A 26,314-nucleotide genomic window follows, 5' to 3' on the forward strand; every position below is an offset into this window, starting at 1 on the left:
AATGTATATCGTCTGAAATAAGAGGATAGATGGAAAGGGCAGCGAAAGCTGCCCTTTCCCCTTTTAACCCTCTTGGATAAATAAAAGAACAAAAGGAATAAATCCAGGCAGAAGATTGACATACTATTCCTAAGGTGTTATTCTTAGTTCCGACTGAATTACTTGGAAATAGGACGAAAATAGCTGATAAAGCAAATTGATAAAGGAGGAAAACCGATGGAATTAATCTATCTGGACAATGCGGCAACAACAAGAACGGACGAGCGGGTAGTGGAGGCAATGCTTCCTTATTTTACCCGGTATTATGGAAATGCATCTACCATTTATGCATTGGGTGAGGAAAGCCGCAAGGCAGTAACAAGGGCCAGAGATATTATTGCAGCAGGAATCGGTGCGAAACCGGAAGAAATATATTTTACGGCAGGTGGAAGTGAATCTGATAACTGGGCACTGAAAGCAACAGCAGAAGCTTATAAAGAAAAAGGAAAACATATCATCACCAGTAAGATTGAGCATCATGCAATTCTTCATACCTGTGAATGGTTGGAAAGACAGGGTTTTGAGGTGACTTATCTTGATGTGGATGAGAATGGACGTATCAATCCGGCAGATGTAGAAGCAGCAATCCGTCCGGATACCATTCTGATTTCTATTATGTTTGCCAACAATGAGATTGGCACCATCGAGCCGATTGCAGAGATTGGTGCAATTGCCAAGGCACATGGAGTTTTATTCCATACTGATGCAGTACAGGCATTTGGTCAGGAGCCAATCCAGGTAGATGAAATGAATATTGATATGTTAAGCAGCAGTGGCCATAAATTAAATGGACCAAAGGGAATCGGTTTCCTCTATATCAGAAAAGGTGTAAAAATCCGCTCCTTTGTACATGGTGGTGCACAGGAGAGAAAGAGAAGAGCTGGAACGGAAAATGTACCGGGAATCGTAGGCTTCGGTAAAGCTGCAGAACTGGCATTTGCTTCCATGGAAGAGCGTACTGCAAGAGAAAGAGAATTGAGAGATTATATGATTTCCCGTTTTGAAAAGGAAATCCCATATGTGAAAATCAATGGAGACAGAGAGCATCGTCTTGCCAATAATGTCAATGCATGCTTCCGTTTTGTGGAGGGAGAATCCATGCTGATTATGTTAGATATGAAGGGGATTTGTGCATCCTCCGGTTCAGCATGTACTTCCGGTTCCTTAGACCCGTCTCATGTATTGCTGGCAATTGGTCTGCCACATGAGATTGCACATGGCTCACTCCGCCTGACTTTAGGCGCAGATACCACCAAAGAGCAGATTGACACCACGGTAGACGCAATCAAAGAGATTGTTGCACATTTACGCAGCATGTCACCGTTATACGAAGATTTTGTAAAGAACCAGCAGTAATAGAGAAGAAAAGGAGTAACGATTATGTATAGTGAAAAAGTTATGGATCATTTTCAGAATCCGAGAAATGTAGGGGAGATTGAAAATGCCAGCGGAGTAGGAACAGTAGGAAATGCAAAATGCGGTGATATCATGCGAATCTATCTTGATATTGATGATAATGGTGTGATTCAGGACTGCAAGTTTAAGACCTTTGGCTGTGGTGCTGCAGTTGCAACCAGCAGTATGGCAACAGAACTGGTAAAGGGAAAGACCGTACAGGAAGCATTACTTGTAACCAATAAAGCAGTAATGGAAGCATTAGACGGACTTCCACCGGTTAAAGTGCATTGTTCCCTTCTGGCAGAAGAAGGTATTCATGCTGCACTTTGGGATTATGCTGAGAAGAATGGCATTGTCATTGAAGGCTTAAAGAAGCCGAAGAACGACATCTCTGAGGGTGAAGAAGAGGAAGAATATTAAAAACAACATATCCCTATTGACATAGTAGGAAAAAAGGAATATACTGTACCCATAGACAAATAGAAATGGAGGTACAGTATGAAGATTTCAACAAAGGGACGTTATGCTGTCCGACTTCTTCTTGATATAGCAATGAATGATGAAGTTGAACCGGTACGTCTTAAAGATGTTGCGGAACGTCAGGATATTTCCATGAAATACTTGGAACAGATTATTTCTACACTGGTACGGGCAGGGTTTGTTAAGAGCATCAGAGGCCCCCAGGGAGGATATCGTTTATCAAAGACACCGAAGGAATATACGATAGGGATGATATTACGTCAGGTAGAAGGAAGTCTTGCACCGGTATCGTGTCTTGAGGATGATGTGAACACCTGTGAGCGTCAGTCAGAATGTGTAACACTTCGTATCTGGAAAGAATTAAACGATGCGATTAAGAGTGTAGTAGACAAGTATACGTTAGAGGATTTGATGGAATGGCAGCAGGATATCAGCAGCGATTATGTCATTTAAATGGACGAGGTCGATGTGTACCAATGAAACAAAATATTTTAAATAATTTATTTGAAAAAAGTCTTGACAATTGGTACACATCGTTTTATATTATACTTAATCCATATCAAACAGATAGGAAATATATGAATTTAGGGAAAAGGAGATTATTATCATGGCAAACATTTATAAAGGAACATTAGGACTGATTGGAAATACACCATTAATCGAGGCAGTTAATTTAGAAAAGGCATATAACTTAGAAGCAAAATTACTTTTCAAACTCGAATATTTCAATCCGGCAGGAAGCGTAAAGGACCGTATTGCAAAAGCAATGATTGAAGATGCAGAAGTAAAAGGACAGTTAAAAGAAGGTTCTGTTATCATCGAGCCGACATCCGGAAATACAGGAATTGGTCTTGCAGCACTCGCAGCAGCCAAGGGATACCGTATCATTCTTACTATGCCGGAATCCATGAGTGTTGAACGTAGAAACATCTTAAAGGCTTACGGTGCAGAAATTGTTCTGACAGAAGCAAGCAAAGGAATGAAAGGTGCAATTGCAAAAGCGGATGAACTTGCAAAAGAGATTCCAAACAGCTTTATCCCTGGACAGTTTGTAAACCCTGCGAATCCAAAAGTACACAAAGAGACAACAGGACCGGAAATCTGGAAAGATACGGACGGAGCAGTAGACATCTTCGTAGCAGGAGTTGGTACAGGTGGAACCGTAACAGGAACCGGTGAATACTTAAAAGAGCAGAAAGCAGATGTTAAAGTTGTAGCAGTAGAGCCGGCATCTTCACCGGTATTATCCGAAGGAAAGAGTGGAGCACACAAGATACAGGGTATCGGTGCCGGATTTGTGCCAGATGTATTAAACACCAAAGTATATGATGAGGTATTTCCGGTAGAGAACGAAGATGCTTTCCGTGTTGCAAAAGAAATCGCACACAAAGAGGGTGTATTAGTAGGAATTTCTTCCGGAGCAGCAGCTTATGCAGCAATTGAACTGGCAAAGAGACCTGAAAATAAAGGAAAAACAATTGTAGCTTTATTACCGGACAATGGAGACAGATATTATTCAACAGCTTTATTTACAGAGTAATTTGCAGTAGAATGGAAAAAATCTGATGTAACATCAGAGTGACAGAAATAAATAACAGAACGGAGAAAAAGAAGATGAGCACAAAGAAAAGCAGAGCAGAACGTAATTTAAAATTTGAAACTTTACAGTTACATGTAGGACAGGAAAATCCGGATCCGGTGACAGATGCAAGAGCAGTACCTATTTATCAGACATCATCCTATGTATTCCGCAACAGCGACCATGCGGAAGCAAGATTTGGCCTTGCAGATGCAGGAAATATTTATGGAAGACTTACGAATCCGACAGAAGATGTATTTGAGAAGAGAATTGCAGCATTAGAGGGTGGAGTTGCAGCGTTGGCAGTAGCATCCGGAGCAGCAGCAATTACTTATACGATTGAAAATCTTGCACAGAATGGTGACCATATTGTAGCTGCAAAGAATATCTATGGTGGTTCTTATAACCTGTTGGAGCATACACTTCCACAGTACGGCATTACAACAACCTTTGTTGAGCCGGAGCCGGAAGCATTTGAAGCAGCAATCAAAGACAATACAAAAGCATTATATATTGAGACATTAGGAAATCCTAACTCAGACGTAGCTGATATTGAAGCCATCGCAAAAGTAGCACATGCACACAAGATTCCATTAGTCGTAGATAACACTTTTGCAACACCTTATCTGGTTCGTCCGATTGAGTATGGCGCAGACATCGTGGTACATTCTGCAACAAAATTCATTGGTGGACACGGAACAACAATTGGTGGAGTTATCGTAGACAGCGGAAAATTTGACTGGGAGGCAAGTGGAAAATTTGCATCTTTAACTGAGCCAAATCCAAGTTATCATGGCATCAGCTTTACCAAGGCAGTAGGACCGGCAGCATTTGTAACCAAGATTCGTGCAATCTTACTTCGTGATACCGGAGCAACTTTATCTCCGTTCCATGCATTTATCTTCTTACAGGGATTAGAGACATTATCCTTAAGAGTAGAACGTCATGTACAGAATGCATTGAAGGTAGTAGAGTTCTTAAATAACCATCCACAGGTGGAGCGTGTAAATCATCCTGCAGTAAGTACAGATCCAAAGCAGCAGGAATTATATAAGAAATACTTCCCGAATGGTGGCGGTTCTATCTTTACCTTTGAAATCAAAGGTGATGACAGAAAGGCAAAAGATTTCATCGACAATCTGGAAATCTTCTCCTTACTGGCAAATGTTGCAGATGTAAAATCTCTGGTGATTCATCCAGCATCAACCACGCATTCCCAGCTTAGTGCAGAAGAATTAGAAGAGCAGGGAATCAAACCGAATACCATCCGCCTTTCTATCGGAACAGAAAATATTGACGATATTATTGAAGACTTAGAGGAAGCATTCAAGGCAGTAGAGTAAATGCCAGAAAGAACTAAAATGAAAAGCATGAGATAAAAGAAGTCTCATATACTTTAGAAAGAGTATATGAGGCTTTTTTTATGAAAAAATGGAAAAGGATACTGGCAGTGGCGGTAATGCTGGCATTGGTATTTTGTGCAGGCCGTGGGAGCGCAGTGCTGGTAAAAAACTGGCAGAATGGTGGCTTACTGGGAGTAAATGCAGTGGCATCTACAACAGAGAACTGGGGACTTGGATTTGGTGAATCGGGGACACAGCCAACCGGAAATGCCACACCGGAAGAATTGCGGAAATATAATACATATTTTATTGGTAATGGCGATGATAAGGTGATTTACCTGACCTTTGACTGCGGCTATGAGAATGGAAATACGGAGAAGATACTGGAAGCATTGAAAAAGCATGATGTAAAGGCGACCTTCTTTGTAGTAGGGCATTTCTTAGAGACCAGTCCGGATCTGGTAAGGAAAATGGTGGAAGAAGGTCATACCGTAGGAAACCATACTTATCATCATCCGGATATGTCAGAAATTGCAGATGTATCGTCATTTCAAAAGGAAGTTGAAGATGTCAAGTTACTTTATGAAGAGATTACAGACAAGGAGATGGTTAAATTTTACCGGCCGCCTCAGGGGAAATACAGTGAATCAAATCTGAAAATGGCAAAAGAATTAGGTTATTATACTTTTTTCTGGAGTCTTGCCTATGTGGACTGGGACCCGGATAATCAGCCAACAAAAGAAGAGGCCTTTGAAAAACTCACCGGACGTATTCATCCGGGAGCTATAGTGCTGCTGCACAATACTTCAAAGACCAATGGTGAAATATTAGATGAACTACTTACAAAGTGGGAAGAGATGGGCTACCATTTTGGTACTCTGGATGAGTTAATCGCTGGTTCTAATTCTTAGAAAAAATTCTTAAATAAAACTTGTCTTTTTACTTCTTTTGTATTATACTCTTTGATTGGTAATACCAATCGGAGGATTTAGAAATGAAGTATTTTAGACAGTTTTTTTTAATTTTGGCAATTTCTTTTGCTGGAGAAATTCTGCATATGGTGCTGCCATTACCGGTTCCTGCAAGCATTTACGGACTGGTGTTAATGCTGCTTGCTCTGGTAACGGGTATCGTTAAGATAGAACAGGTGAAGGACACTGCGATATTCTTAATTGAAATTATGCCGGTGATGTTTATTCCGGCAGCAGTAGGACTTCTGGACTCCTGGAGCGTTCTGCGTCCGACTATTGTGCCGGTGATTGTCATTACAGTACTTACGACGATTATTGTTATGGTCGTGACCGGAAGAGTGACACAGAATGTGATACGAAAGGGAAGGGAGAAAGAAGAAAATGAATAATTTTGCAGGAGATACCCTTTTCTTTGGTGTAGTAATCAGTCTCATTGGATATGAAATCGGAGCACTGTTAAAGCGTAAATTAAAGCTGGCGCTGTTTAATCCACTTTTGATTTCTATTATTTTTGTTATGGTTGTATTAAGTGTAGGCAGGATTGACTATGACAGTTATTATGAAGGAGCAAAGTATTTAAGCTATCTTTTAACCCCGGCAACGGTATGTCTTGCTGTTCCGTTGTATGAGCAGCTGGAATTGTTAAAAAAACATAAAAGTGCCATTGTAGCAGGAATTATATCCGGTGTCATTGCAAGTATGGGAAGTGTGCTTCTTTTTGCGGTGATATTTCATCTGAATCATGAGGAATATGTAACCCTTCTGCCAAAATCCATTACCACAGCAATTGGAATGGGAGTATCTGAAGAACTTGGAGGAATCGTAACGATTACGGTGGCAGTAATTATCATTACCGGAGTCTTGGGAAATATGATTGCAGAAGTGGTATGCCGTGTATTTCATATAGAAGAGCCGGTGGCAAAGGGACTGGCACTCGGTACTTCCGCCCATGCAATCGGAACCGCCCGTGCCATGGAAATGGGAGAAGTAGAAGGAGCAATGAGCAGCCTTGCCATTGCAGTAGCAGGACTTCTGACAGTAGCAGCAGCAACTGTATTTGCTAATTTTTATTGATGTATTTATGATACAATATTTTTGCAAGGGATGAAAGGAGATTCAGATGAAGGACAGAGAGTATAAGAGGGTAATGGCATTCGTAAAAGATGGAATACGGAGTGGGGAGTTTCAGGTAGGCAGCAAGCTGCCAACAGAACGTGAAATGGCAGAAACACTTGGTATGTCACGTCCATCTATCCGGGAAGCATTAAAGAGTATGGAGAATATCGGATTGATTGAAAGCCAGCAGGGCTCCGGCAATTATATCTGCTGCAACATGGAAAAAAGCCTTTCAGAAGTAATTAATATGATGCTGCTATTGCAGCAGATAGATAAGGATGAGCTTGCAGAGGCACGCTGCCTTTTAGAACATGCGATAGGTCTTCTGGCAGCTAAAAACATGAGTAAACAGGATATTGTGGAGTTAAAAGCACTGGCAGAATCTATGCAGAATGCTGACCAGCAGAGAAGTTATGAGATTGACCGGGAGTTCCATCAGAAATTAATATTAGGTTCCGGCAACCGTTTCATGATTACGATTATGCAGGTATTTTCAGAAATTTATAAGGAAAGTATCCGAAAAGGCTGGGAAAATGCAGATGCCGAGAAATTTGAAAAAATGTGGAAGCTTCATGTAGAAATTGCAGAAGCAATCGAAACGAGAGATCAGAGAAAAATCGATGCTGCCGTACAGGCACATTATGATATTATTCATAAGTAAAATGATGGTAAAAAAATGCCCGGCAGTGGTTCCTTTTTAGATGAGTCTGAAAAGAACCGCCGCCGGGTATTTTACATGAGTAGCGAGAAAAATCGCATGCCTGCATATGCAGATTTGGCGAGCACCGCGATAACTGTAGAAACTTGCAAAGCATGTTTCCCATGGTTACGCGAGTAGCTTAGCGGGCAAGTACTTCTAAGATTTCACCTACATACATGGTGTGAAGGTTGCCATCGGCATACCAGCTGCTTTCGATAGAAGAATCAATAAACTGGTCCGGAGTCATCTTTGTAGCAGATAATTTACGGCAGATAAATACCAGATTTCCTTCGTCAATATAAGGTGTGTCCTTGCAGTAATCAAGATGCATTCTTGCATTTTCAATTTTATTTTCATCACGTCCGGAAACAGCTCCAAGATATTTTAAAGCTCCTTTATTGGACTCATCTAAAAAGGTCAGTGAGAATGTCTCTCCATTATCAATAAATTCTTTGGTATAGCGTGTATCTCTTACAAAGATGTAGACAACATTTTTTCCCCAGAGGACACCAACACCGCCCCAGCTTGCAGTCATTGTATTTGCTTTCTTCGCATCACCTGCTGTGATTAACATCCATTCTTTGCCGATTTTAGTAAATGGATTCATTTCCATAAGGTCAATTGGATATGGTTGAAATGTATGCATTATTTTTCCCTCCAGTAAATTCGTAATATGAATTTAGTATAGCATTGTATTTTCATAATTACTATGGGTTTGTGGAAAAAGAATTCCAGAAAAGGTTTAAGTTATGAAATTTATTGATATAATTCTGCAATTCTTGAAACAGCCACATAAATTTCGGAAATACGGTACCAGGTACGGAAATCTACAATTCCGGTAACCGGAAGCCCAAAGATGGACTGGAATTTTTCTACGGCAGCTTTGGTCGCAGAACCATAAATGCCATCCACGGCAATAGTCGGAAGCGCAGGGTAGTTACGTGCAATCCGGTTCAGCTGCTCCTGCAGCATCCGCACCTTATCCCCGGTAGAACCAATCTCAAGGTTGCTGCCCGGCCAGGAAGCAGGCACACCACTGATTTCATCCGCCGTGTTGATATACATACTGCTGCCGTAATAATAGCGCAGAATCTCAATGGTGGAATATCCCTGGTCGGCTAAGTATTTCGAACCCCACTGAGTCAACCTTTTCCCATTTGCGTATGTAGTACGTCTAAAGCCTTATTTTATGCGGGTTTAGAGGGTGTCGGAGCAGTAGAGATAGATGCTTAATTCTTTCTTTTCACTGTCATAGACAATTTTATCTACAATGGATTTTAGCGCATTGCTTTTGGTTACGGTAGAGACATCCTCACTGGAAAATATCTCATATACATTCTTAAGCCGGTTGCGCATGAGTTCCCTTGTATCTGTCTCAGATGGAACAGGAGCAGGGGTTAATTCTTCCAGCCGGCTTTCTATTTCTGCCCGTTCTTTGAAAAGAATGGCTTTATTGTCCCGGTATTCTTCTATGGTATCAATGCCATCCCGGTAAGCCTGCCGGATACGTTCTTCTTTTTTCTCAATGTCATGCAGTCTTTCGGTGAGTATCGCATGGGCGGACTGGGCGGCTGGTTCTTCTGACTTGATGATTTTAAACTGGAGCGGTCGCACACCTTCCATAATTTCTTTCAGACCTTCCAACACGGCAGGTTCTAGTTTCCGGGCGGAAATCTGATGGGACACGCTGCATTTTCCCTTTAAATATCCATAGCATTGAAAATTCGTGTATGTCCGTCCGTACCGTTTATCCTTATGAATGGAAGTAGAGAGGGATCGTCCACAGGTGTGGCACTTTACCATGCCGGATAACCAGTGCCGGTGCAGTTCCGGTGGCTTGGCATATTTGGGTGCATATTCTGCCTTGATACGCTGCTGTGCCTTTTCATACTGTTCTGCACTGATAATCGGCTCATGGCTGCCATCTCTTATAATCCATTCGGATTCATCCTTTAATGCTTTATTATCGTTGGAATGACGGTTCCAGACGGATTTCCCAATATAAGTAGGATTGCTTAAAATGTAGCCGATACTCCGCCGTTCAAATGGCTTCTTATGTGAGGTAAGATAGCCGAGGTTATTTAAGTGTTTTGCAATTGCAAACATACTGGCACCGTCTTCGGTATACATATCGAATATCGTATGTATGATAAGAGCTTCTTCTGGCACAATAACGGGAGTTTCTTTGGCATGCGGTACTTTATAGCCTAAAGGCGGTCGAGCCTGATTTCGCCCTCTTAAAGCGTTCTCAGTCATACCTCGCACAACCTCACCGGACAGACGGATAGAATAATATTCATCCATCCATTCTATGATTCGCTCAATCAGGGAACCAAAGGGACCATCCACCAGTGGCTCGGACACGGAAATGACTTCTACATGGTCTTTCCGGAGCATGGACTTATAGACAATGGATTCTTCCTGATTTCTGGCAAATCTCGAATACTTCCATACCAGAATTACATCAAAGGGATGTTCTTTTGATTTGGCATGGGCAATCATATCCTGGAACTGCGGACGTTTATCCGCTTTACGTCCGGATATGCCATCTTCTTCATAAATATACTGATTGGAGATAATGATATTGTTCTTGGAAGCATAATCTAAGAGCATCCGCCTTTGAGCGTCTGGGGATAGTTCTTCCTGCTTGCCGGTAGATACCCGGATGTAGAGGGCACCGGTACGCATGGAGGTGTTGTCGGTCATGTTATCACTCCTTTGTTAAGTGTATGAAAAAAGCACATAAATATGAAATCAAGAAATGAAGTACAAGTACTGCAACATATGATATACTGGAGGTGGCGGTATGAAGGTAAATGTTTATATTCGATTTGGTGAGGATGAGAATTATCGGAATGTTAATACATTAACAGTAGACGAAAAGAAATGCGTCGGAAATAAATTAAATCAGCAGGCAGCGGACAGAATTGTTTTAGTACCGAAGACGATGTGAAGAAAATATGCAATATAATAATAGAAAAAACAGGATGCAATATGCCGGTAGGCGAGCCAGAGAGTTCAGGCTTGCCTACCCCTTAAGTTTTAGATATAAATAACAAAACCAAGCAATCATGTGAATACCTCCTGTTTATATTATATGCAGTATTAATATATGTATGAGGAAAAGGGAAAAAGGATGAGAACATTTCAGATAGGCAGTGAACTTAAGCGTTTGTATTTCGCCAATTCTAATAGGATAGAGGAAGAAATTCTGTTTCAAAATATTTTGACAAAATTAGAAAGTTGTAAAGAAATTGAAATAGGCAGAAAACAAATAGGCCCGTCGGAAGACTTATACAAATGCAAATGGTCAGATTGGTCATTCTGCTTGGTGTATGATATTGATTATGGAACATATATTCAGGCGGATGATGAAAAAGTAATTCAAAGGTTGAAAAAATTTTTTGAAGATGGAAGACTTGCTATGGATGATAAATAGGTTTTATATAAGTAATTAATTTGATATAGCCGACTTCTATGTATAAGACACTTGAGATAGTATTTTTAGAATATTTTAAATATATTTACTTGACGTACGCAAAAGCGTACGCTATAATAATTATGACATAAAAAATCTCGTCCATTCATAATAATATAGAATATAAAGAAAATGATATTACAGTGTAAAAGATACAAATTTAGGATACGGTACTAATCAAAATACAGATATAGATACACAGGAATGTTCGAGAAGTTTTACTAAGGAATTTACAAAAAAATTTAGATGAAAAATTAGTGTAAGGAAATACAGAAATAGAAAAGGAGATTTATTATGTCAGCGATTAATATAACAAACGCAAGAAAGGAACTCTACAATCTGGTAGAAGAAGTCAATCTCTATAGTGAACCGACTTTGATTGTAAGTAAGAAGGGGAATGCAGTTCTTGTTTCTGAAAATGATTGGAATGCAATTCAGGAAACGGTATACCTTAATTCAATACCTGGAATGGTTGAATCTATAAAAAAAGGAATGGAAACGCCGATAGAAGATTGTGTATCAGAAGAAGATGTAGAATGGTAATTTTATGTACAGAATTGTCTATGAAAAGCAGGCTGTGAAAGATATTAAAAATTTAAAGAGTGTCAGGCTCGACCAAAAAGCAAAAAGATTGGTTGAAGTCATAAAAGACAATCCTTTTCAAAATCCACCACCATATGAAGCACTTGTTGGAAATTTAGAAGGCGTTTATTCAAGAAGAATCAATATCCAGCATAGGCTGGTTTATCAGGTTTATACTGAGCCTGTGGAAGTGGATGGAATTGCATATGAGGGAACGGTAAAAATAATCAGAATGTGGACGCATTATGAGAAAGTTCGCTAAGAAAAAGCATCGACGGAAAGAAACATCTTTCTGAAGGTGCTTGTTCTATTTGGAATAAAGTTAAAATTTCCAGAGATAATTGAAGAATTCAAAAGATGATAGGAGAAAATAAAATGATACCAGATTTTTTGAAACCGGAAAATATAATCATAGATCCAGAGATGGAAAAATTTGGAGCTGCAATAGAAAAATATGAAAAACATTTTGGGGAAGGATTAAATACAGAATCTTATATATGGTCGGTAAAAGAATGGTGTAAGATTGTGGATATTTGTATTAAGGAAGAAAAGACATTGGGTGAACTACTGGGAGAGGAACATAATCCGGAAGCAGATGAATGATAGGAGTAATTGTATCTTATAGAAATATGAGATATAATGCAGATGCAATAAAAATTATGGTTAAATAAGAGAAATGAGATTCCTCATAATATAAGCAGGGTAAAATAATTATGCGTACATATTATTATATATCAGATTTAAACAAAGTTGGAAAAGAGGAAGAGTTCATCCCTTATATTTATGATAAGATAAAAGGGTGGGTCGTAGACCAATCTAATATTCTTATGGATAGAATATTAGGATATGAAGACACTGAACCGGAAGATTCTACATATAGGCTTGGAAATTTAAATATGCTTGATAGAATAACAGAGATAACCGAAGAAGAAGCATTGAAGAAAATAGAAGAAATGAAGTAGATACCACTAGCCTTTAGGTCAGTGGTATTTTTATATCAATTTTAATTTTCAAAGAAGTACAAGTGCTCCAACATATGATATACTGGAGGTGATAGTATGAAAGTAAATGTTTATATTATATGCAGTATTGATATATGTATGAGGAAAAGGAAAAAGGATGAGAACATTTCAGATAGACAGTGAACCTAAGCGTTTGTATTTCACTAATTATAATAGAATAGAGGAAGAAATTCTGTTTCAAAATATTTTTGCAAAATTAGAAAGTTGTAAAGAAATTGAAATAGGCAGAAAACAAATAGGTCCGTCGGAAGACTTATACAAATGCAAATGGTCAGATTTTTCATTCTGCTTGGTGTATGACATTGATTATGGAACATATATTCAGGCGGATGATGAAAAAGTAATTCAAAGGTTGAAAAAAATTTTTGAAGATGGAAGACTTGATATGGATGATAAATAGGAGTTTTATATAGGTAATTAATTTGATATAGATTTAAAAGGATGAGAATGATGTTGAAATTTTTATTGGAAAAGGTTGTTGGAACAAAATATTACTATTCATATTTTCCAGAAGGAAATAGAACTGCGGCTGGTCTGGTTGTAATAGATTATGATAACAATTTAAGGGAAGTTATAAAAGAATCGGAAGAGGATTTTGAAAATATATATGCAATTCATGCATTGCATGGCATAAAAAGGGGACAAACAGATGGAACAGTGGCTTGGTGCTAGAATTTTAGTAGCCGACTTTTGTATATAAGACACTTTACACTGAGCCTGTAGAAGTGGATGGAATTGCGTATGAGGGGATAGTAAAAATAATTAGAATGTGGACTTAGTAAGAGAAAGTTCGCCAAGAAAAAGCATTGATGGAAAGAAACATCTTTCTGAAGGTTCTTGTTCTATTCAAAAGATGATAGGAGAAAATGAAATGATACCAGATTTTTTGAGAAGAGAAAACAAAACTATGAAGGTAGATCCAGATGTTGAAAAAATGGGAATTGCAGTAGAAAGGTATGAAAAACATTTTGGGGAAGGAGTAAATACAGAGTCTTATACTTGGCCGATAAAAGAATGGAGCAGGATTGTAGATATTTGTATTAAGGAAGAAAAGATATTGGATGAACTACTGGGGGAGGAGCATGATCCGGAAGCAGATGAATGATAGAAAAAGTTCTACTTAACAAATAAGTAGAGGGAATAACTACTTTTACCTAGCTCTTAAGTTTTATATATTAATAACAAAAACAAGTAATTATATAGATGGTTTATGCTTATATTACATAATGAAAGATGATTTAATTGATTGAAAGAGAGGAAAATGAATAAAGCAGATTTAATTTGTCGATAACAATTGACTTTTGCATAATGAAAATTGAATACTGACGGAGAAAGTGATATGATGCTCTTATAATAAATATAAGGGAGGCACTAACATGAGTAAATTAGTAAATGATAGCGAATTGTATAAGAAATTATCAGACATGTATGATGAAAACAAGGAAACAGGAAATATCAATTTGGAGTTTTTTAATGAATGTGTAGACAAAGCTTTAGATTATAACAAAAGAGAAATAAAATATGTTATATTTACACTTAAATTATTAAATGAAGATAGTGATACGGCAAGTGATATTGCAAATGGGATTTTGAAAGCAGCAAAAGCAATTGTAGGAGATAGCTATAAGGCATCCTTCATTATAGCAGTTTTAGAAACGACATTGGATGAAAAACCGTGAACGGAGGAAGTGATAGTGGACAAACTGGGATACAAAATATCTGAAGAATATAGCCATGAACTTAATGATATTGGAAATAAGTTAGATCAATTGGAACGTGGAAGGATATATGAACTTAGTGGAGCTCAAATGGATGGGTATTTATCAACGAATGTTAGCCAATTAAGAAAAATGATTAATGATTTGCTGAATAAGATTCAGACTGGTAAAGAAGGAATAGCCACAGAGTTGGGAAATATTATGAAAAATCTTAAATAAACATTATTAATACCGTCAGTATTTCACTGGCGGTATTTTTATATCCAAAAACAGGAGAATTGGAAATGGGAATAGTGTGAAGGATACAGTTCCAATGACACTGAAGGAAATTGCGGATAGAGAATGCGCAGAAGATGAGCAAGTAGCGGTATTAGTAATACTGGCAAGAGATATGGTACGGAGTATACAACCATTGCACAGTTTGGAAATGAAATAGCAATCCGAGCCAATGAAGGGGAGAGAAGGCTCCAATGGAAATAATGGTACTAGGACGTGTATATGCTACAGTAGACAAGTTTAACGATATCAAATATATCACATTTCATGATGTACAAAGGGAGAGGGTAAGGCAGATTGATGTAAAAGGAAGAACACATGTTGGAGCATTGCTACACACGTATAACGGATATGAACATGATGAATATGGAATATATTCTGGATTGTATGGAAAAGAAGAAAAGTTGGTAAATAATGTATTATAGCAGTGGGAACGTAAACGAAAGAAATTGAATTTATAAATGGGATATGGTACATTTAAGGTGCAAGGGCAATAGTTCAAGAAGGAGAACGCTGCGGCGGAACGACGTTTCCGAACAACCGTAGAAATCCCGGTGCAACTCCGGGTGACTTACATAAGGTAGAAGATAGTTTAGGCTGGCAGAACAGGTTGATAGACAAGGCATCGGTTCAATTCCGGTTGACTACCAAGAGGATATATCATAACGGTATATCCTTTTTATGTTTGAAAAATAATAAGGATGAGATTTTTTAATATAAAAAATGGAGGTGACTGAATGAAGCTGAGTAAAACGGTCAGAAGGCTGCCGAAGTATAAATCTAGAGAAGAAAAGATAGAAGAGTAATGGTGTTAATACAACTATGAAAATCCCAGAGCAGATAGAGAGGATTGGAAATGTCAAATAATACAAGATATTTAGTTCTTACAGATTATGATAATAGAGGAACAGTTATTTAAGCAGGAAGGAAGAAAATTTTATGAATATAAGGATGATGAATGGGTAAGACGTGGGCTTGGAATTGGATATTTTTTACCAGATGAGCCAGAGTTTGAATGCTATGAGGAGATAACCGAAGAAGAAGCATTGAGGAAAATAGAAGAAATGAAGTAGATACTACTAGCCTTTAGGTCGGTGGTATTTTTATATCAGAAGTGGCGCGTTGATAAGTTTTCAAAGAAGATTGTTGAGAAAGAAGTTATCCCGCATCCCAAATTTTCCTTCCCTACGCAAAACCGAAAAGGTCATCCAGTTCGGGCAGCTTACCCGCTGCCCGTCACAATACTGTGTCAGAATCGGCTGGCGGACGTTCGGACGGGAAAGGTAGCTGTTAAACATCTCATCGACGATATTGGAAATGTTGGAAAAGATGTTTCTGCCGTAGACAAATTTGTGGTCAAAGGCGGTGGAAGAAGTAATGGTAAAATCATAGCCTTTGTTCCGATACCACTCCGTATATACACGGTTCAGGGTAAAGGACATAATGGCTAAAATATTTGCACGGAGAGCTGCATCCGGCCAGGTAGCATAGATTTCGCTGGAGGCAACATTTTTGATGTAATCCCTGTAGCGGACATAGTAGTCGTTGGCGGAAGAATCGCTTGGCGGTCCGTCATGGACAATGACATATTCCGGGATGACAACACGGCTTAAGACAATTTCGCCGCTTTCATTCATCGGCTTGATTTCATCCTCTGGGATTTTCGGCGGAAAATTCCCATAGAGAGTGTTGGCAGTAATAACAATATTTCGTTCCGGAGGATTTTCCACGGTGGCAGTTTCCATCCGGACATTTTGGATGGAAGTTTTATCCGGCAGAACGGAGATACCGGAAATATTGATGGGACGGTAGCCGGACGCATTTACCTGAATGGTATATTCCGAGTAAGGCTGGAATTCAGAAGGCTCCATACTATATTCTAAGGGGGGAGCCGGCAGTTCAACTGCTGCAGTCTGACCGGAAATGTCAGTTGATAGTTCTTCAATGATTTCAGTAGGATTTCCCGTATAGGAGAGACGGATGGAGGCATCTTTAATGGGGAAAAAGCCACGCTCTGTGGTGACATGAATCTGCAGTTGTCCTCTGTGCGTGGCTTTTTGCATATAAGAAAGGTTTGACATATGGAAACCTCATGATATTTATTCCATAAAGTATATGCCGGAAAGCGGGAAAACGTGTTATACTGTTGCAGAATGAATGGAGAGAAAACATGATAAATTATAAAATGATATTGCAATACGATGGCAGCAGATACAGCGGATGGCAGGTGCAGGGAAATACAGAGCAGACCATTCAGGGAAAGCTGCAGTCGGTATTGGAGAAAATGACAGGGGAAGAAATAGAGATACATGGCTCCGGAAGAACGGATGCGGGCGTGCATGCCATGGGACAGGTGGCAAATTTTAAACTTCAGAGTGCATATGAACCGGAAGAGATAAAGAGGTATTGCAACCAGTATCTGCCGGAGGATATTGTGGTATTGGAGGTATCCGAAGTACCACTCCGGTTTCACAGCAGATTAAACGCTGTAAAAAAGACTTATTGTTACCGCATTTTTTTAGGAGAGAAGCCGGATGTATTCCGGAGAAAATATGTAACACCGGTGGCAGAAAACCTGAATATTAACAAAATGAAGGCAGCGGCGGAAGTGCTGCTTGGAACCCACGATTTTACTTCTTTTTGTGGCAACCGTCATTTCAAAAAATCGGCAGTACGGACGATTTATGAGATTCGGATAGAAGAGAAAAAGGATGAACTTGACATTTCTTTTATCGGAAATGGATTTTTACAGAACATGGTGCGAATCCTTACCGGAACACTGTTAGAAGTTGGAACGGGAAAGCGGGAAGTTCGTGAGATGAAAGAAATATTAGAGGGCAGAAACCGCAGTCTGGCAGGACCAATGGCAGCAGCAAAGGGACTGGTGCTCATAAATGTGGAATATGAATAGATAAGGCAGAGAAAGCTTCATGGAGAAATGGATTGAAATCAGAAAAGGCGGCAATTTCATGGAAATGGCAAAGAAATATGGAATTGACCCACTGATTGCCCGGATTATAAGAAACCGGGATATAATAGATGAAAAAGAAATTACAGAATATTTGTATGGTGGAAAAGAGGCATTACATAATCCTCATTTATTAAAGGATGTGGATAAAGCTGCAGAAATTATTGCAGAGGGCATTGCAGGGAAAAAGGCCATGCGTATCATTGGTGATTATGATATTGATGGTGTCAATGCAACCTATATTTTGTTAGAGGGAATCCGCCGGTGCGGCGGCAATGTGGATGCTGCAATCCCGGACCGGATGAAAGATGGTTATGGAATCAATGAGCATTTAATCGAGCAGGCATTGTCCGATGGAAAAGAACTTTTGATTACCTGTGACAATGGAATTGCTGCAATCAACGAGATTAATTTTGCAAAGGAAAAAGGAATGACCGTTGTGGTAACAGACCACCATGAGATTCCTTATCGTAATACAGAACAGGGAAAGGAATTTCTACGGAGCAATGCGGATGCCATTGTAAATCCCAAGCAGGCGGATTGTCCGTATCCCTGCAAAGGAATCTGCGGAGCAGTAGTGGCGTGGAAGCTGGTGCAGGTGCTTTATGAGAGAATGGATATTCCGGTGGAAGAAGCGGATATTTTTATTGAAAATGCAGGCTTTGCAACGGTGGGGGATGTCATGGACTTAACCGGAGAGAACCGTATTTTGGTAAAGCTTGGGTTAAAAGCGTTAGAGCATACGAAGAATCCCGGAATGAAAGCGTTGATTGCAAAAAACAAGCTTTCTGACAAGCCGTTGAGTGCATATCATATCGGCTTTGTATTGGGACCATGTATCAATGCCAGCGGCAGACTGGATACGGCAAAACGTTCCCTGGAGCTGCTGCTTGAGCGGGATGAAGTAAAGGCTTCTGCACTGGCAGGCGAATTGGTGGAGCTTAACGAAAGCCGGAAATATATGACACAGCAGGAGACACAGAAGGCATTGGAACAGATTGGAAAGGAAGGCCGGGAAAAAGATAAAGTATTAGTGGTTTACCTTCCGGAATGCCATGAGAGTCTTGCGGGAATCATTGCCGGAAGAATCCGGGAAGCCTATCAGAGACCGGTATTTGTACTGACCAGAGGAGAAGAAGGAGTCAAAGGCTCCGGTCGTTCCATCGAAGCCTATTCCATGTTTGATAAAATGACGGAAGTGGCGGAGCTGTTTACAAAATATGGCGGACATCCTATGGCAGCAGGACTTTCCATGCGGGAAGAAGATATTGATAAATTGCGGGAACAGCTTAATCAGAAGGCAGAACTTTCTGAAGAAGATATGGCAGAGGTGGTAAGGCTGGATGCGGTGCTTCCGATGTCCTATTTTACGGTAGATACCATCCGGCAGTTAAGTGTGCTGGAGCCTTGCGGAAAGTCCAATACCAGACCGGTATTTGCAGACCGTAATATTAAGATTACAAGAGCCGGTATAGTGGGCGTAAACCGGAATGTGTTAAAGCTTCATTTGTTGGATTCAAAGGGGAATCCGGTGGCAGGAGTCTATTTTGGAGAAGTGGAAAAATTTCTTACATTTCTCAGTGAAAAGTTTGGCAGTGAAGAAGTGGATGCAGCTATGCATGGAAAAGAAAACAGCATACAGTTTGCAGCCGTTTATGAGCCGGCAGTGGACACTTACAGTGGAAGAGAAAGTGTACAGGCAATAATACGGCGTTTTAGGTAAAACTTTAGGGATTTAAGAAAAATTTAATAGAGTATTATGGTTTTTGCAGGACGCATCGGTTGTAAAAAGTGCAGAATCATTGTAAAATATAAGGGATTTATAACATACAGGGGGTATATTATATGACGAAAGAGGAAGTATTTTCTTTCCCTTCCGCAGATGGACGAACCACAGTTCATGCAGTACGATGGACTCCGGAAGATGGAAAGTATCGTGCAGTTTTACAGATAACACATGGTATGGTGGAATATATTGAGCGCTACCGGGCTTTTGCAGAATTTTTAAATGACAATGGTTTTCTGGTGGTAGGACATGACCATATCGGACACGGTGAATCCGTTGTATCTAAGGATGAATGGGGATATTTTGCAGAGCATCCCAGCGATACGGTGGTTGCCGATATGCATACACTCAGGGAGATAACACGGAAAGAGCATCCGGGTGTGCCTTATTTTATGTTAGGACACAGCATGGGTTCTTATATGCTTCGGAAATATCTGGCGATACATGGAGAGGGGCTTACCGGTGCTATAATTATGGGAACCGGCTGTATTCCGGACAATACCACAAAGCTTGCCATGTTTATTGCAAAGCTGCAGGCAGCATTTTTCGGCTGGCATCACAGAAGTAAATTATTGCAGAAATTATCTTATGATAAATACTATCATCAGTTTGACCTGACAGGAAAAGATGCTTCCAATAGCTGGCTGACCAAGGATGAAGAAATAGTAAAAACCTATTATGCAGACCCGAAATGTACGTTTGTATTTACGGTAAATGCTTATATGGGACTGTTTGAGGCAGTTCTTTTTGACAACCAGCAGGAAAATATTGAAGCAGTTCCAAAGAGTCTTCCGTTATTCTTTGTATCGGGAGCAATGGATCCGGTGGGAGGCTGCGGTAGCGGCGTAAAGAAGGTATATAATAAATTTGACGCAGCCGGCAAAGAGGATATTACCTGGAAATTATATGACAACGACCGTCACGAAATCTTAAATGAGACAGACCGTGATGTTGTATATCATGATATTCTGGCATGGATGAATGTTCACCTTGCCTGAAAAAGGAGGAAAAAATGAAAAAACATATCAAAAAAATAATGGGAATGGGATTGGCATGTATGCTGTTTCTTGGAGTGCCATTTCAGGCATCCGCAGCAGAAGTGACAGGAACACTGTCGACAGAGACATCATCGGAAAATGGTACTGCAGCAGGCGGAGAGAACAACGGTTCCGATGCAGCAGCCAATACAGATAATGGAGCAGCAGCCGGCACTCCGGAAAGTGGAGCAGCAGCCGGCACTCCGGAAAGTGGAGCAGCTGCAGATAATCCGGCAGCGGCAGAAGATAAGGCAGATGACAATGTCGTGATCAAAGAAAGCGATAAACCATATCTGGCACTGGGTGCTGATCTGTCTGAGGAGCAGAAGAATACAGTATTAAGTCTGATGGGCATTGATCCTGCACAGCTTGATAATTATGATGTAGTTACAGTAAACAATTCCGAAGAACACCAGTATCTGGATGCATATATTCCATCTTCACAGATTGGAAGTAAATCCTGGTCTTCTGTAGTAATCGTAAAGAAAGATAAAGGAAATGGAATCAATATTTCCACCAAGAATATTTCATACTGTACAGTTGGTATGTATAAGAATGCACTGGTAACAGCCGGAATTGAAGATGCGGATATAATTGTTGCAGGACCACAGAATATTTCCGGAACAGCAGCTCTGGTAGGTGTGTTTAAGGCATACCAGGAGATTACCGGAAAAGAACTTCCACAGGAAAATGTAGATACTGCATTAAATGAGCTGGTTTTAACCGGACAGTTAGAGAGCAGCACTGGTGCAGATGCAGAATCCGTAGAAGGACTGGTTGCATACTTAAAACAGCAGATGGCAGAAAACAATCTTACGGATGATGCAAGTATCCGTGATGCCATTGATGAAGCAGCAGATAAATTTGATGTTGCACTGACAGAAGAGCAGAAAGAGCAGTTATTAGACCTGTTAAAGAAGATTGGCAATCTGGATCTTGATGTAGACAGTCTTGTAAATCAGGCGAAATCCATTTATGACAAGATTGAAAACCTTGGTGCAGACGGCATCTTTGATAAGATAGGAAGCTTTTTCTCCAACCTGTTTTCCTCTATTGCAGATTTCTTTAAGAATCTGTTCAATTAAATAAGACAGGACAATTTTATAAAAGAGATTTCAGACAACTACCGGTTCACCCGGTAGTTGTTTTTTTTGAAAGATCAGGTGCCAAATGGAGAAATCAAATTTTGGATATGGCAAAATTGTACAAAAACATATCTATTTGTGACTTTGGAAGCAAATTAGAAGTTCTTAATGTACCTGCCATGATACAGCAACATTCTGACATGAATGTCAGAATGAGTCCTAAAGAGCCCGGATGGCTCGTTTAGGACGGTTGCGTGATATTTCTATATTTAATCAGGTACATTTAGAACATCTTATTTGCATACAGTGGAACAAATAGATATGCTTTTGACCAATTTGCCAAATAAAATATATGAGAAGCCCATTTCCTTCCTGATCAAACAAAATAGAAAACACATGTTTGCCAAAAAAATCTCCATGTGTTATACTAGCCGCAGGGCTTCTTTTGAAGCAGTTTTTAGAAAGAAAGGAATGGAACAATGGCAAAACAGGAAACATATGATGCAAGCAGTATTTCCGTACTGGAAGGACTGGAAGCTGTCCGGAAGAGACCGGGAATGTATATTGGAAGCGTCTCAAGAAAAGGATTGAACCATTTAATATATGAAATCGTGGATAACTCGGTAGATGAGCATCTTGCTGGTGTATGTGATACCATCCGTGTTACATTAGAGGCAGATGGCTCCTGTACCGTAGAAGATAACGGACGGGGAATTCCGGTGGGAATGCATAAGAAGGGCGTATCGGCAGCCCGTGTGGTATTTTCTACTCTGCATGCCGGCGGAAAATTTGATAATGCAGCATATAAGACCAGCGGTGGTCTTCATGGAGTAGGTTCCTCTGTTGTAAATGCACTTTCTACTTATATGGATGTAGAAATAAGCAGAGATGGTTATGTGCATCATGACCGCTATGAGCGTGGCGTGCCAACGGTAGAGCTGGTAAACGGACTGCTGCCGACAATTGGAAAGACGAAAAAGACCGGAACAAAGATTAATTTCCTGCCGGATCCGGAAATCTTTGAAAAGACAAGATTTAAAGAGGATGAAGTAAAGAGCCGTCTCCATGAGACTGCATATTTAAATCCTGCTTTAACTATTATTTATGAAGATAGACGTGGGGAAGAAGTAGAACATATTGAATATCATGAGCCGGATGGAATCATTGGATTTGTAAAAGAGATGAATCAGAATAATGAATGTCTCCATGATGTCATTTATTATAAAGGAGAATCTGAGGGCATTTCTGTTGAAGTGGCATTCCAGTATACAACAGAATTCCATGAGAATGTGCTGGGCTTCTGTAATAATATTTACAATGCAGAGGGCGGAACCCATCTGACCGGTTTTAAGACAACCTTTACCCAGGTGATTAATTCCTATGCAAGAGAGCTTGGCATCTTAAAAGAAAAGGATGCAAACTTTACCGGAACAGACGTAAGAAATGGAATGACTGCCGTTATTTCTGTGAAACATCCGGACCCAAGATTTGAGGGGCAGACGAAAACCAAGCTTGATAACCAGGATGCGGCAAGAGCCACCGGAAAAGTAACCAATGATGAAATTCAGATGTACTTTGACCGTAACCTGGATACTTTAAAGGCAATTATCGGATGTGCAGAAAAAGCAGCAAAAATCCGTAAGACAGAAGAGAAAGCGAAAACCAATCTTTTAACCAAGCAGAAATTCTCCTTTGATTCCAATGGAAAACTGGCCAACTGCGAAAGCCGTGATGCCTCCAAATGTGAAATCTTTATCGTTGAGGGAGATTCTGCGGGTGGTTCTGCTAAGACTGCAAGAAACCGAATGTTCCAGGCGATTCTTCCGATTCGTGGAAAGATATTAAATGTAGAGAAAGCAAGTATTGATAAAGTATTGGCTAATGCAGAGATAAAAACCATGATTTATGCATTTGGCTGCGGATTTTCCGAAGGATATGGAAATGACTTTGATATCAGCAAGCTTCGTTATGATAAGATAATTATCATGGCAGATGCGGATGTGGATGGAGCACATATTTCAACGCTGCTTCTGACTTTGTTTTACCGGTTTATGCCGGAACTGATTTACGAAGGACATGTCTATATTGCGATGCCGCCTTTGTATAAGGCGATGCCAACTAAGGGAGAAGAGGAATATCTTTATGATGATGCCGCCCTTGCCCGCTACCGTAAGACGCACAAAGGCTCCTTTACACTGCAGCGTTACAAAGGTCTTGGAGAGATGGACGCACAGCAGCTTTGGGAGACAACCTTAAATCCGGAAACAAGAATGTTAAAACAGGTAGAAATCGAAGATGCCAGAATGGCATCGGATGTAACAGAGATGCTGATGGGAACAGATGTACCGCCGCGTCGTAAATTCATCTATGATAATGCAAAGGACGCAGAACTTGACATATAAATTTCTATGAATCCGTAAGGAATTGCTGACAGCATATTTTTATGGATGTATGGGAAATGATAGAAGCAGAAAATCAGGAAGGAATTGGATAGATTATGGAAACGAAAGAACAGATTATCCGCACCGAGTATTCGGAAGTAATGCAGAAATCTTATATCGATTATGCCATGAGCGTTATTATCGCAAGAGCATTGCCGGATGTCAGAGATGGTCTGAAGCCGGTACAGCGAAGAACACTTTATGATATGCACGAACTTGGCATCCGTTATGATAAACCTTATCGTAAATGTGCCCGTATCGTGGGAGATACCATGGGTAAATATCATCCGCATGGTGACAGCTCCATTTATGATGCACTGGTGGTAATGGCACAGGAATTTAAGAAGGGACTGCCACTGGTAGATGGTCATGGTAACTTTGGTTCCATTGAAGGAGACGGAGCGGCTGCGATGCGATATACCGAGGCGCGTCTGCAGAAGATAACACAGGAAGCATATCTGGCAGATCTGGATAAAGATGTGGTAGATTTTGTGCCAAACTTTGACGAAACAGAAAAAGAGCCGGAAGTACTTCCGGTAAAGGTGCCAAACCTTTTGGTAAATGGAGCAGAAGGTATTGCCGTTGGTATGGCAACCAGCATTCCACCACATAATTTTGGTGAAGTCATTGATGGTGTCAAAGCATATATGAAGAATCCGGATATTACAACGGAAGAGATGATGAAATACATCAAGGGACCGGATTTCCCGACCGGTGGAATTGTGACCAACCAGGACGAATTGCTTTCCATTTATGAGACTGGAATCGGTAAGATTAAGGTTCGTGGAAAAGTAGAAATTGAAGCAGTAAAAGGCGGAAAAGAGCGCCTGATTATTACGGAAATTCCATACACCATGATTGGAGCCAATATTGGAAAATTTTTAAATGATGTCTACAGTCTGGTGGAGACCAAGAAGACAAATGATATTGTGGATATTTCCAATCAGTCATCCAAAGAGGGAATCCGCATTGTTATCGAACTTCGAAAAGGAGCAGATGCACAGAATCTTTGCAATCTCCTTTATAAGAAGACAAAATTAGAAGATACTTTTGGAGTCAATATGCTGGCAGTAGCAGACGGAAGACCGGAGACTCTGGGACTGGTTCCGATTATCCGTCACCATGTAAAGTTCCAGTATGAGCTTGCTACCAGAAAATATAAGACATTACTGGCAAAGGAACTGGACAAGAAAGAGATTCAGGAAGGTTTAATCCGTGCCTGCGATGTTATTGATTTAATAATTGAAATCTTAAGAGGAAGCCGTAATATCAAGGATGCGAAAAACTGCCTGATGAACGGTGTAACAGAAAATATTAAATTCAAGACAAAAGAATCCGAAAAGAAAGCTTCAAAGTTAAACTTTACAGAACGTCAGGCAACAGCAATTTTAGAGATGCGCCTCTATAAGCTGATTGGTCTGGAAGTGGAAGCATTGATGGATGAGCATAATACCACATTAAAGAATATCGCAGAATACGAAGATATTCTTACCAACCGCAGTACAATGGCGAAGGTAATTATGAAGGAATTGGATGGTCTTAAGAAAAACTATTCCAGAAAACGCCGTACCCATATCGACAATGTGGAAGCTGCCGTTTATGAAGAAAAGAAGATGGAAGAGATGGAAGTAGTCTTCTTGATGGATCGTTTTGGCTATGCGAAGACCATTGATGTGGCGGCTTATGAGCGTAACAAAGAAGCAGCAGACAGCGAGAACCGTTATGTACTTCATTGTATGAATACCGGAAAAATCTGTATCTTTACCAATACCGGCCAGATGCATCTGCTGAAGGTGGTCGATTTGCCGTTTGGAAAATTCCGTGACAAGGGACAGCCGATTGATAATGTAAGTAATTATGACAGCTCTAAAGAGCAGTTGATTTATATCACGGATCTGGCAGCACTGTGTACGCAGAAGCTTTTATTTGGAACGAAGACAGCCATGTTAAAACAGGTGGATGGAAAAGAATTTGACGTAGCAAAACGTACCACAGCTGCCACGAAGCTTGCAGATGATGATGCAGTTATATTCGTAGCACCGGTAGAAGAAAATATGACTATTGTTATGCAGTCGGCAAAGGACATGTTCCTTAGGATCGCAGCAGATACGATTCCTGAGAAGAAGAAGGGGGCAATCGGAGTCTGCGGAATGAAGCTTGCAGCAGGGGATGAACTGACCAACATCTATGCACTGGGTGAGGAAGAACCGCCAGTGGTCATGGTAAAAGATAAAGAAATTGCATTGAACCGGCTTCATATTGGAAACCGTGCAACCAAAGGAGTAAAGAAATAAA

The 26,314-nt window shown here is 40.1% G+C and carries 32 protein-coding genes and 1 pseudogene; 29 read left to right on the forward strand and 4 right to left on the reverse strand.

All coding sequences use genetic code 11. The features are described 5' to 3' along the window. Nucleotides 1-216: 216 nt before the first annotated feature. The 9 genes from nifS to DWW33_RS04570 all read left to right on the forward strand — a co-directional run bounded on the left by nifS (nt 217) and on the right by DWW33_RS04570 (nt 7,587). Nucleotides 217-1,395: a cysteine desulfurase NifS gene (nifS, locus tag DWW33_RS04530; RefSeq protein WP_118638929.1), complete on the forward strand. Its 1,179-nt coding sequence runs from the start codon at nt 217-219 to the stop codon at nt 1,393-1,395. Between the two features lie 24 nt (nt 1,396-1,419). Beyond that, the gene (gene nifU, locus DWW33_RS04535) at nt 1,420-1,857 is read left to right on the forward strand and encodes a Fe-S cluster assembly scaffold protein NifU (RefSeq protein ID WP_022242477.1); all 438 of its coding nucleotides are present in this window, start codon (nt 1,420-1,422) and stop codon (nt 1,855-1,857) included. 78 nt (nt 1,858-1,935) lie between these two features. Next, nucleotides 1,936-2,370, forward strand: coding sequence for an RrF2 family transcriptional regulator (locus DWW33_RS04540; RefSeq protein WP_117698181.1), 435 nt, complete (start codon nt 1,936-1,938; stop codon nt 2,368-2,370). A 154-nt stretch (nt 2,371-2,524) separates the two neighbouring features. Beyond that, complete coding sequence (cysK, locus tag DWW33_RS04545; RefSeq protein WP_118172750.1) at nt 2,525-3,457, forward strand: cysteine synthase A; 933 nt, start codon at nt 2,525-2,527, stop codon at nt 3,455-3,457. 74 nt (nt 3,458-3,531) lie between these two features. After that, nucleotides 3,532-4,839 (forward strand): O-acetylhomoserine aminocarboxypropyltransferase/cysteine synthase family protein, encoded by a 1,308-nt coding sequence (locus tag DWW33_RS04550; RefSeq protein ID WP_022242480.1) that lies wholly within the window; start codon nt 3,532-3,534, stop codon nt 4,837-4,839. A gap of 80 nt (nt 4,840-4,919) precedes the next feature. Continuing rightward, nucleotides 4,920-5,750, forward strand: coding sequence for a delta-lactam-biosynthetic de-N-acetylase (locus DWW33_RS04555; protein WP_118638930.1), 831 nt, complete (start codon nt 4,920-4,922; stop codon nt 5,748-5,750). Between the two features lie 83 nt (nt 5,751-5,833). Further along, complete coding sequence (locus tag DWW33_RS04560; RefSeq protein WP_117698178.1) at nt 5,834-6,199, forward strand: CidA/LrgA family protein; 366 nt, start codon at nt 5,834-5,836, stop codon at nt 6,197-6,199. Then, nucleotides 6,192-6,884 (forward strand): LrgB family protein, encoded by a 693-nt coding sequence (locus DWW33_RS04565; RefSeq protein WP_022242483.1) that lies wholly within the window; start codon nt 6,192-6,194, stop codon nt 6,882-6,884. The genes DWW33_RS04560 and DWW33_RS04565 overlap by 8 nt, the downstream gene beginning before the upstream one ends. Before the next feature lie 46 nt (nt 6,885-6,930). After that, nucleotides 6,931-7,587 carry a FadR/GntR family transcriptional regulator gene (locus tag DWW33_RS04570; protein WP_118638931.1) on the forward strand — a complete coding sequence of 219 codons (657 nt, stop codon included), beginning with the start codon at nt 6,931-6,933 and terminating at the stop codon, nt 7,585-7,587. 178 nt (nt 7,588-7,765) lie between these two features. On the opposite strand, the gene DWW33_RS04575 is transcribed toward DWW33_RS04570, so the two are convergent. The 3 genes and pseudogenes from DWW33_RS04575 to DWW33_RS04585 form a co-directional block, all read right to left on the reverse strand. Beyond that, on the reverse strand, nt 7,766-8,272 hold the full coding sequence (locus tag DWW33_RS04575) for a flavin reductase (protein WP_118638932.1): 507 nt from the start codon (nt 8,270-8,272) through the stop codon (nt 7,766-7,768). A gap of 110 nt (nt 8,273-8,382) precedes the next feature. Further along, nucleotides 8,383-8,796, reverse strand: a pseudogene (locus DWW33_RS04580) (peptidoglycan-binding protein); the annotation flags it as partial. 27 nt (nt 8,797-8,823) lie between these two features. After that, the gene (locus tag DWW33_RS04585) at nt 8,824-10,332 is read right to left on the reverse strand and encodes a recombinase family protein (protein ID WP_243088530.1); all 1,509 of its coding nucleotides are present in this window, start codon (nt 10,330-10,332) and stop codon (nt 8,824-8,826) included. Between the two features lie 100 nt (nt 10,333-10,432). On the opposite strand from DWW33_RS04585, the gene DWW33_RS15630 reads away from it, so the two are divergent. The 14 genes from DWW33_RS15630 to DWW33_RS04645 all read left to right on the forward strand — a co-directional run bounded on the left by DWW33_RS15630 (nt 10,433) and on the right by DWW33_RS04645 (nt 15,775). Next, nucleotides 10,433-10,579 carry a hypothetical protein gene (locus tag DWW33_RS15630; RefSeq protein WP_158577452.1) on the forward strand — a complete coding sequence of 49 codons (147 nt, stop codon included), beginning with the start codon at nt 10,433-10,435 and terminating at the stop codon, nt 10,577-10,579. Between the two features lie 159 nt (nt 10,580-10,738). Further along, a complete protein-coding gene (locus tag DWW33_RS04590; RefSeq protein WP_118638933.1) occupies nt 10,739-11,065 on the forward strand; it encodes a hypothetical protein in 327 nt (108 codons plus the stop codon). A gap of 333 nt (nt 11,066-11,398) precedes the next feature. Beyond that, nucleotides 11,399-11,647, forward strand: a complete 249-nt coding sequence (locus tag DWW33_RS04595; RefSeq protein WP_118087307.1) for a type II toxin-antitoxin system Phd/YefM family antitoxin — start codon at nt 11,399-11,401, stop codon at nt 11,645-11,647. A 4-nt stretch (nt 11,648-11,651) separates the two neighbouring features. Next, a complete protein-coding gene (locus DWW33_RS04600) occupies nt 11,652-11,948 on the forward strand; it encodes a Txe/YoeB family addiction module toxin (protein ID WP_118638934.1) in 297 nt (98 codons plus the stop codon). A 113-nt stretch (nt 11,949-12,061) separates the two neighbouring features. Further along, a complete protein-coding gene (locus DWW33_RS04605; RefSeq protein WP_118638935.1) occupies nt 12,062-12,289 on the forward strand; it encodes a hypothetical protein in 228 nt (75 codons plus the stop codon). A 110-nt stretch (nt 12,290-12,399) separates the two neighbouring features. After that, a complete protein-coding gene (locus DWW33_RS04610) occupies nt 12,400-12,648 on the forward strand; it encodes a hypothetical protein (RefSeq protein ID WP_243088532.1) in 249 nt (82 codons plus the stop codon). A 157-nt stretch (nt 12,649-12,805) separates the two neighbouring features. Next, nucleotides 12,806-13,108: a hypothetical protein gene (locus DWW33_RS04615; protein ID WP_118638937.1), complete on the forward strand. Its 303-nt coding sequence runs from the start codon at nt 12,806-12,808 to the stop codon at nt 13,106-13,108. Between the two features lie 50 nt (nt 13,109-13,158). Beyond that, nucleotides 13,159-13,380, forward strand: coding sequence for a hypothetical protein (locus DWW33_RS04620; RefSeq protein WP_118172743.1), 222 nt, complete (start codon nt 13,159-13,161; stop codon nt 13,378-13,380). A 199-nt stretch (nt 13,381-13,579) separates the two neighbouring features. Further along, nucleotides 13,580-13,813, forward strand: coding sequence for a hypothetical protein (locus tag DWW33_RS04625; RefSeq protein WP_118638938.1), 234 nt, complete (start codon nt 13,580-13,582; stop codon nt 13,811-13,813). Nucleotides 13,814-14,084: 271 nt separating this feature from the next. Next, entirely contained in the window at nt 14,085-14,387 is a 303-nt protein-coding gene (locus DWW33_RS04630) for a hypothetical protein (protein ID WP_118087314.1), read from the forward strand. A gap of 15 nt (nt 14,388-14,402) precedes the next feature. Then, nucleotides 14,403-14,645, forward strand: a complete 243-nt coding sequence (locus DWW33_RS04635) for a hypothetical protein (RefSeq protein WP_242994192.1) — start codon at nt 14,403-14,405, stop codon at nt 14,643-14,645. A 94-nt stretch (nt 14,646-14,739) separates the two neighbouring features. Continuing rightward, nucleotides 14,740-14,862, forward strand: coding sequence for a hypothetical protein (locus DWW33_RS16120; RefSeq protein WP_256385583.1), 123 nt, complete (start codon nt 14,740-14,742; stop codon nt 14,860-14,862). Nucleotides 14,863-14,896: 34 nt separating this feature from the next. Further along, nucleotides 14,897-15,127: a hypothetical protein gene (locus tag DWW33_RS04640; RefSeq protein ID WP_118638939.1), complete on the forward strand. Its 231-nt coding sequence runs from the start codon at nt 14,897-14,899 to the stop codon at nt 15,125-15,127. 468 nt (nt 15,128-15,595) lie between these two features. After that, complete coding sequence (locus tag DWW33_RS04645; RefSeq protein WP_118638940.1) at nt 15,596-15,775, forward strand: hypothetical protein; 180 nt, start codon at nt 15,596-15,598, stop codon at nt 15,773-15,775. 60 nt (nt 15,776-15,835) lie between these two features. Here DWW33_RS04645 and DWW33_RS04650 read toward each other — a convergent pair whose 3' ends face one another. Beyond that, nucleotides 15,836-16,783, reverse strand: a complete 948-nt coding sequence (locus DWW33_RS04650; RefSeq protein ID WP_118638941.1) for a SpoIID/LytB domain-containing protein — start codon at nt 16,781-16,783, stop codon at nt 15,836-15,838. A gap of 92 nt (nt 16,784-16,875) precedes the next feature. Between DWW33_RS04650 and truA the strand changes: the two genes are divergently transcribed. The 6 genes from truA to DWW33_RS04680 all read left to right on the forward strand — a co-directional run bounded on the left by truA (nt 16,876) and on the right by DWW33_RS04680 (nt 26,313). Further along, nucleotides 16,876-17,613, forward strand: coding sequence for a tRNA pseudouridine(38-40) synthase TruA (gene truA / locus DWW33_RS04655; protein ID WP_199650724.1), 738 nt, complete (start codon nt 16,876-16,878; stop codon nt 17,611-17,613). A 19-nt stretch (nt 17,614-17,632) separates the two neighbouring features. Next, on the forward strand, nt 17,633-19,393 hold the full coding sequence (gene recJ, locus DWW33_RS04660) for a single-stranded-DNA-specific exonuclease RecJ (protein ID WP_118638943.1): 1,761 nt from the start codon (nt 17,633-17,635) through the stop codon (nt 19,391-19,393). A gap of 122 nt (nt 19,394-19,515) precedes the next feature. After that, entirely contained in the window at nt 19,516-20,454 is a 939-nt protein-coding gene (locus DWW33_RS04665) for an alpha/beta fold hydrolase (RefSeq protein WP_118638944.1), read from the forward strand. Between the two features lie 14 nt (nt 20,455-20,468). Beyond that, nucleotides 20,469-21,578, forward strand: a complete 1,110-nt coding sequence (locus DWW33_RS04670) for a DUF1002 domain-containing protein (RefSeq protein WP_243088534.1) — start codon at nt 20,469-20,471, stop codon at nt 21,576-21,578. Between the two features lie 479 nt (nt 21,579-22,057). Continuing rightward, a complete protein-coding gene (locus tag DWW33_RS04675; RefSeq protein WP_117840847.1) occupies nt 22,058-23,980 on the forward strand; it encodes a DNA gyrase/topoisomerase IV subunit B in 1,923 nt (640 codons plus the stop codon). A gap of 95 nt (nt 23,981-24,075) precedes the next feature. Beyond that, nucleotides 24,076-26,313, forward strand: a complete 2,238-nt coding sequence (locus DWW33_RS04680; RefSeq protein WP_117698168.1) for a DNA gyrase/topoisomerase IV subunit A — start codon at nt 24,076-24,078, stop codon at nt 26,311-26,313. The last annotated feature ends 1 nt before the right edge of the window (nt 26,314 follow it).

This window comes from Roseburia sp. AF15-21 (genome assembly GCF_003479505.1).
Lineage (GTDB): Bacteria > Bacillota > Clostridia > Lachnospirales > Lachnospiraceae > Roseburia_C > Roseburia_C amylophila.